Source organism: Flavobacterium sp. (assembly GCF_046317795.1).
Lineage (GTDB): Bacteria > Bacteroidota > Bacteroidia > Flavobacteriales > Flavobacteriaceae > Flavobacterium.
In genome coordinates, this window is the sequence record NZ_JBKCVI010000191.1 from 1 (window position 1) to 7026 (window position 7026).

General features: G+C 33.9%; 6 protein-coding genes and 1 pseudogene. 4 read left to right on the forward strand and 3 right to left on the reverse strand.

Annotation, left to right across the window (positions count from 1 at the left end; translation table 11 throughout):
• The 3 genes and pseudogenes from ACK5ON_RS11300 to ACK5ON_RS11310 all read left to right on the forward strand — a co-directional run.
• Positions 1–277 (forward strand): annotated as a pseudogene (locus ACK5ON_RS11300) (TonB-dependent receptor); the annotation flags it as partial.
• Between the two features lie 11 nt (positions 278–288).
• A complete protein-coding gene (locus tag ACK5ON_RS11305; protein WP_396174348.1) occupies positions 289–855 on the forward strand; it encodes a type 1 periplasmic binding fold superfamily protein in 567 nt (188 codons plus the stop codon).
• Between the two features lie 184 nt (positions 856–1039).
• The gene (locus ACK5ON_RS11310; protein WP_396174346.1) at positions 1040–1420 is read left to right on the forward strand and encodes a DoxX family membrane protein; all 381 of its coding nucleotides are present in this window, start codon (positions 1040–1042) and stop codon (positions 1418–1420) included.
• Between the two features lie 54 nt (positions 1421–1474).
• Here ACK5ON_RS11310 and mtgA read toward each other — a convergent pair whose 3' ends face one another.
• Positions 1475–2155: a monofunctional biosynthetic peptidoglycan transglycosylase gene (gene mtgA, locus ACK5ON_RS11315; protein ID WP_409822475.1), complete on the reverse strand. Its 681-nt coding sequence runs from the start codon at positions 2153–2155 to the stop codon at positions 1475–1477.
• Positions 2156–2158: 3 nt separating this feature from the next.
• The gene (locus ACK5ON_RS11320) at positions 2159–3274 is read right to left on the reverse strand and encodes an NAD(P)/FAD-dependent oxidoreductase (RefSeq protein ID WP_409822478.1); all 1116 of its coding nucleotides are present in this window, start codon (positions 3272–3274) and stop codon (positions 2159–2161) included.
• A gap of 314 nt (positions 3275–3588) precedes the next feature.
• On the opposite strand from ACK5ON_RS11320, the gene ACK5ON_RS11325 reads away from it, so the two are divergent.
• Entirely contained in the window at positions 3589–6396 is a 2808-nt protein-coding gene (locus ACK5ON_RS11325) for a reprolysin-like metallopeptidase (protein WP_409822481.1), read from the forward strand.
• Positions 6397–6673: 277 nt separating this feature from the next.
• Here the strand turns inward: ACK5ON_RS11325 and ACK5ON_RS11330 are convergent, their stop codons facing one another.
• On the reverse strand, positions 6674–6811 hold the full coding sequence (locus tag ACK5ON_RS11330; protein WP_409822483.1) for a hypothetical protein: 138 nt from the start codon (positions 6809–6811) through the stop codon (positions 6674–6676).
• Positions 6812–7026: the final 215 nt, after the last annotated feature.

A 7026-nucleotide genomic window follows, 5' to 3' on the forward strand; every position in this document is an offset into this window, starting at 1 on the left:
GACCCAATTCCCAAACAACAATTTTATTACGAATATTATTGTGGATGGCGAGTTAACTCCTGTAGAAGTGGATATTAGTTCGCCGCCAGCTGCGTATCATCTTTTGCATTTTGCATCTGATTTTCAATTTAAAGTAGCTGAAAATTCTATGGTAACATTAGGTTTTTCTGTATTTAACCTTTTTGACACAAAATACAGAGATTATTTAAACAGACAACGTTTCTATGCCGATGAAATGGGTAGGAACTTTCAAATTCAATTAAAAATTAATTATTAAAAATGAAAACAATGAAAAATTTAAACAAAACAAAGATCTTTTTTTTAGCAATTATTGCTGTAGCAATTTCATCATGTAGCAACGATGACAAACCTGTAAATGAAGAAGAACTAATTACAACTGTTAGAACCACGCTTGTTGGTGGAGGACAAACAATTACTTTAACATCCAGAGATTTAGATGGTGATGGCCCAAATCCGCCTGTAATTACCCCTGCAACAGGAAGTTTGTCTCCAAATACGACATACAATGGGACGGTTACTTTTTTAAATGAATCGGTAACACCTGCAGATGATATAACAGTTGAAGTTGAGGAAGAAGGTGTAGATCATCAAATATTTTATCAAGCACCAAGTACCATTGGAACATTCACCTATTTAGATGCTGATGCTAATGGAAAACCAATTGGTTTAGACTTTACATTGACTACGGGCAGTTCTTCAACAACAGGAAATTTAACGGTTACATTAAGACATTTACCAAACAAGTCTGCAGCTGGTGTTGCCAGTGGAGACATCACCAACGCTGGTGGTTCCACCGATGCTGCAGTTACTTATCCTATTAGTATCGGAAATTAATTTCGCAGTATTTTTAAAAAAGGTTGCCATCAAATTTGGCAATCTTTTTTATTGTATTGAATTATTAATATTATAAAATTTTACAATTGTTTATAATTAATGTAAAGTTTTAGGTCTTAAAGGGTTTTTTATACAAATAATTAATGCTATTTTTACCATATTACTAATTCAAAATTCTTGTTTTATGAATTCAATGTTTACTAAAATCGTTAGAATATTTTTAGGTTTAGTGCTTGTAGTATTTGGGGCAAATAAGTTTTTGCATTTCATCCCGATGGATACTCCTGATTTAAATACTGCTGCAGGGCAATTTATGAATTCGCTTGGCGCAACAGGTTATATATTTCCAGTTGTGGGAGTTTTAGAAGTTATTATTGGAGCCATGCTTTTGTTTAAAAAATACATTGCTTTTGCTTTGATATTGTTAGCGCCAATATCCATTAACATTTTGCTTTTCCATTTGTTTTTAGATATCCCTGGATTGTCAATAGCGCTATTGATTTTGGTTTTCAACTCGATTTTAATTTTTAAACATTGGCAACAATACAAACCTTTATTTTACTAAAATCGTTTTAGCAAAATCCCAAAGCAGACTTTTTATCCTAACAAGTCTGCTTTTTTAATATTCTATTTTTCCAACATGACGCATGACGCGCATAATTCTATCTTTTCTTCGTTCGATGTAGGAACTAGAATTAGTGGCTTTATATTTTCTAGGATTTGGGAGAATAGCAGCAATTCCGGCAGCTTCTCTTTTGGTTAAATTCTTTGCTTCTTTTCGATACCAATGTCTGGCGGCTTCTTGTGCGCCATAAACGCCATTACCCATTTCTATACTATTCAAATACACTTCCATAATGCGTTTTTTACCCCATATGATTTCTATCAAAACAGTGAAATAGGCTTCCAGTCCTTTGCGCACATAACTTCTTCCTTGCCAAAGAAAAACGTTTTTAGCGGTTTGTTGTGAGATGGTGCTTCCACCTTTTAGCTTCCTCCCTTTTTGATTATTTTTAAAAGCTTTTTGCATAGCTTCAAAATCAAAACCGCTGTGCTTTAAAAAATTACCATCTTCGCTAGCAATAACGGCTTTTTGAAGATTGGGCGATATTTCTTCTAGCGGAACCCAATCATGACTATAAATAGCATCTTGATTGTCTGATTTAAATTCTATGATTCTAATCACCATTAATGGCGTAAAGGGAATGGGAACCCATTTAAAAATAATGACAGAAACAATAGAAAGTCCAAAAAACCAAAGCATGGCTTTCCAAATCCAACGAGAAATTTTTTTTATCATATCTTATTTTACTAAATCAGCTAATTCTTGACCTATTAAACTTCCTATAGCAACTCCCATTCCGCCTAGTCTTACTCCACAATATACATTTTCGGAAAGTTGTTCTACAAATGGATTTTTACTGGAACCTAATCCCATAATGCCGCTCCATCGATGGGCAATTTTGAAATCGGTGTTTGGTAAAATTACTTCTTTTAGTAATTCCTCCAAACGATTTTGAATTAATTCTGTTTGACCTAATTCAGTGGTGGTTTCGCCTTCGAAATCTAGATTCCTTCCTCCACCTAGTAATATTCTATCATCAATATTTCTAAAATAATAATACCCTTTATCCAAATGAAAGGTTCCTTTAATGTCCAAATTAGGTATTGGTTCGGTTATCAAAACTTGAGCTCTGGCAGGTTTTACCTGATTATTTGTGAGTTGTGACGCAAAACCATTCGTCGCAAAAAGCAACTTTTTAGTACTGAATATAAAATCTCCAATAGCAACTTCTACACTCTCTCTTTTTTCATGAAAAGCTGCAACTTCTACTTGATTTAATATCATAATATTATTTGAATTCGCTTTTTGTAATAAGGCGTGCATCATTTTTCCAGTATCAATTTGGGCTTCATAAGGATTAAAAATCAAATAGTCTTGAATACCTTTGAAGTCAAATCGGTCAACTTCTTTTGTGAAAATTTCATTTCTAAAAATAGGTTTCAATATTTCATTAATAAATGGTAACTTTTGTAAACATTCATTGTAAATACTTTCATCATCCTTCAAAAACAATTCATAACCTCCATAGGGTTTGAAATCGATGACTGAATCACCCAGGTTTTTGCGAAGCAATTGCAAACCGTTCCACCGTTTTTGAATTAATTGAATAACTTCTTCTTCGCTATGTGATTTTAAATCGTCAAGTATTTCGGAAATACTGCCAAAACAAGCGAACCCAGCATTTTTTGTACTAGCGCCTTGCGGTAAAATCCCTTTTTCTAAAATCAATATCTTACTGTCTGGAAATTTATTGCGCAATGCTAACGCACAATGCAAGCCAACAATTCCGCTACCGACGATAGTGAAATCAATATTTGAAAACCAATTTTTAAGTTCCCAGTAACTTAAGTTCATTTTTAATTTTTGTTAAAAATAGTTTTTGTTAATTGCAGTGCAAAACAAAAATACTGTTTTATGATTATTATAAAGTTTTATCTTATTTATTAAGTATAATTTATCTTTTTCCAATATTATTTAGCATTATAGTAATAGAATTAAGCATTGTTTTGCTTTTTTCTAAAAATATTTATACTTTTATAATCTAAATTAACCAAATTTAATATACTATGAAGTACAATTTACTCTCGTTCGCTTTGCTAATAATTAGCAGTGTAACTTTTTCACAAACTAAAAGCTCTCTTTGGAATTCAACCACAAAAAAAAGTGATATGATTCCTTTCGAAAGTGAAATGATTTTACCCGAAAAGAATCTATTTACTTTAAATATAGAACAAGTAAAAACTATTCTAGCAAGTGCGCCAAAAAGAACTGCTGACTTAAAAAACTCAAACACAATTCTTGCCATTCCAAATCAAAATGGTCAGTTGCAAAATTTTAAAGTTTTTGAAAACTCCGTTTTAGAACCTGCTTTAGCTGCTCGTTATCCAGAAATTAAATCATATATTGGTGTTGGAATTGACAATCCGGCTGTGGTATCTTATTTTAGTGTCTCGCCTTTAGGATTTAAATCAATGACTATTAATGCTGATAGAACTACAGTTTTTATTGAGCCAATTTCTAGAGATTTATCTACTTACACGGTATACGATAGAGCTGATAAACAAAAAGTACTTACATCTTTTGAGTGTTCTGTTGTAGATAAAGCTAAAACAAGTCCTGAAATTTTGCTTAGAAACGCAGACGATTCAACTTTGAGAACATTTCGCCTTGCTGTATCATGTACAGGAGAATATGCTGCTTACTTTGGAGGAACTAAGGCACAAGCATTAGCTGCCATTAACGCATCTATAACAAGAGTTAATGGAGTTTTTGAAAATGATTTTGCTGTAAGGATGGTTTTAATTGCAAACAATGATTTAGTACTTTATACAAATGCTTCAACAGATCCTTATACAACAAGTTACAATAGCCAGTTGCAAAGTACATTAACATCTGTAATTGGAGAATCTAACTACGATGTAGGTCATTTATTTGTTAGAGCTTCAAACAACGGAAATGCAGGATGTATAGGTTGTGTTTGTGTAAACGGCTCAAAAGGAAGTGCTTTTACTTCGAGTACAATACCTACAGGTGACACATTTGATATTGATTATGTGGCACATGAAATAGGTCATCAATTTGGCGCCAATCACACATTTTCAATGAATAATGAAGGAACTGGTGCAAATATGGAACCAGGTTCGGGCTCAACTATAATGGGGTATGCGGGTATAACTAGTCAAGATGTTCAACCAAATTCAGACGTCTATTTTCACGCTTTTAGTATCCAACAAGTTACAAATAATGTGAAGAATAAAACGTGTCAAACCAATACGCCTACAGGAAATGCAATACCAACGGCTAATGCTGGTTTAGATTACACCATTCCTAAAAGTACTCCGTTTATGTTAACAGGTTCAGGAACAGATGCAAACGGAGATGCGTTAACGTATAACTGGGAACAATTTGATAATGCTGCATCAACTGCAACTGGTGCAAGTTCCGCAGCAAGTGCTACAAGAACATCAGGCCCAACATTTAGATCATACAACTCAACAACGACACCAGTTAGATATTTTCCTAGAATTCAATCGGTGTTGGCAGGTTCAAACACAACACAAGGAACTGAAATTGTAGTTGAAGCTTTACCATCAGTAGCAAGAACGATGAATTTTAGACTCACTGTACGTGATAATAGAGTTGGAGGTTCTGGCAATAAATCGGATGATATGATTGTAACGGTTAATGCTACTGCAGGTCCATTTACTGTTAATTCTCCAAATACTGCAGTTTCATTCGTTGGGGGAAGTTCACAAACCATAACTTGGTCTGTAGCTGGTACTACTGCTAATGGTGTTAATTGTGCCAATGTTGATATCCTTTTATCAACAAATGGCGGAACAACTTGGAATAATTTATTGGCTTCAACCCCAAATGACGGTACTCAAGCAGTTACCATTCCGAATACACCGGGAACAACCAACAGAATTATGGTAAAAGGTACTAACCATATTTTCTTTGATGTTTCTAATACTAACTTTACTATCACAGCTGGATCTGCTCCAGACACTATTGCGCCAACAGCTCCAACTTTATCCGCATCAGGAACAACACAAACAACAACCAACTTATCATGGTCGGGCGCGACAGATAATGTGGCTGTAACAGGATACGATGTCTTTAGAAACGGCTCTTTAATTGGTTCTACTACTACCGCAACTACTTTTGCTGTAACAGGTTTGACCGCTTCTACAACTTATACTTTTAATGTTAGAGCAAAAGATGCTGCAGGTAATAGTTCCGGAAATAGTAATACTGTTACGGTTACAACTTTAGCTGTTTCAACGGTTACTTACTGTGTTTCTAGAGGAAATAGTACAGCCGACGAGTTTATCAATAGAGTGCAACTGGGTTCTATAAATAATTTATCTGGCAATAATGGTGGATATGGTAATTTTACTGCACTTTCTACCAACTTGGTACGCGGAACAAGTACTACAATAACGATAACTCCAGGATGGACTAGTGCAGTTTATAGCGAAGCATACAGAGTATGGATAGATTATAATCGTGATGGTGATTTCCTTGATGCTGGTGAGCAAGTGTTTAATAGAAATAGAACTACGGCAACGCCAATTTCTGGAAGTTTTACAATTCCTACTACAGCATTGTTGGGTTCAACCAGAATGAGAGTGTCAATGAAATACAATGCCTCTCCAACTTCTTGTGAAACTTTCTCTTTTGGTGAAGTAGAAGATTATACCGTAAATATTACTTCAACAGCAAGAATGGATGAGACCAATAATACTTCTTTATCCTTCAATCTATATCCAAATCCTGTTAAAGGTGATTTCTTAAATATTTCAAACCTTGAAATGACATCAACCTATAGAATATTCAATATGATGGGACAAGAATTAGGTAAAGGAAAAATTGAAAACAATACTGTTTTTGTAGGTTCATTAAAAGCTGGCGCTTATTTAATTGAAGTTACTGATGCAACATCCAAAAACACGAAACGTTTTATAAAAGAATAATAATTGTTTAAGATAGTTTTATAGCCACTCTCAAAAGGAGTGGTTTTTTTATTGATTTTACTCCTGCTTCATAAAATGTTACTTTTCTAACGCTACGCGGGGTAAAGTTGGAAGTCATTTGGATCTTTTCTAAGGAACAGTTTGCGCAGCTGGGGCTATCTTAGCTATCTTGTCAATAGTCTTGTCATGCTAGTTCAGACTGATACTATTCGTTTTAAAACCATTTTCCTTGCCAAAATCACGTGCTTTTCTTTCTCGATAACCATTTGCGTATGTATCAGATTTTTTTTTGATCAAGATGGTGTTCACTTTTCATAAAAGCGTTCAAAGTCATTTGCATTAATAAATTAGTGCCGTTTTCTGAATTTGCTATATTCAACATTAATTCAGAGATTTGTTCTTGTGTAAAGTTCATTAGTCTGTAAGTTTATCGTTAGTAATTTAAAATTACAAATTTTTAACTTTACACACTTTTTTTGTACAGTATCAGGCTTAACTTCTCTGTTCGACTATCTTTACTTAATTTTTTCTAAAAATTTATATAAAACAAAAAAAGTCCCCATCAAATAAATGATGAGGACTTCCATAAAAAAGGCAGCGACATACTCTCCCACAAAATGCAGTACCATC

Coding starts and splice junctions, on each gene's coding strand:
- ACK5ON_RS11305 (WP_396174348.1), top strand. CDS start 289: ATGAAAAATTTAAACAAAACAAAGATCTTTTTTTTAGCAATTATTGCT.
- ACK5ON_RS11310 (WP_396174346.1), top strand. CDS start 1,040: ATGAATTCAATGTTTACTAAAATCGTTAGAATATTTTTAGGTTTAGTG.
- mtgA (WP_409822475.1), bottom strand. CDS start 2,155: ATGATAAAAAAAATTTCTCGTTGGATTTGGAAAGCCATGCTTTGGTTT.
- ACK5ON_RS11320 (WP_409822478.1), bottom strand. CDS start 3,274: ATGAACTTAAGTTACTGGGAACTTAAAAATTGGTTTTCAAATATTGAT.
- ACK5ON_RS11325 (WP_409822481.1), top strand. CDS start 3,589: ATGATTCCTTTCGAAAGTGAAATGATTTTACCCGAAAAGAATCTATTT.
- ACK5ON_RS11330 (WP_409822483.1), bottom strand. CDS start 6,811: ATGAACTTTACACAAGAACAAATCTCTGAATTAATGTTGAATATAGCA.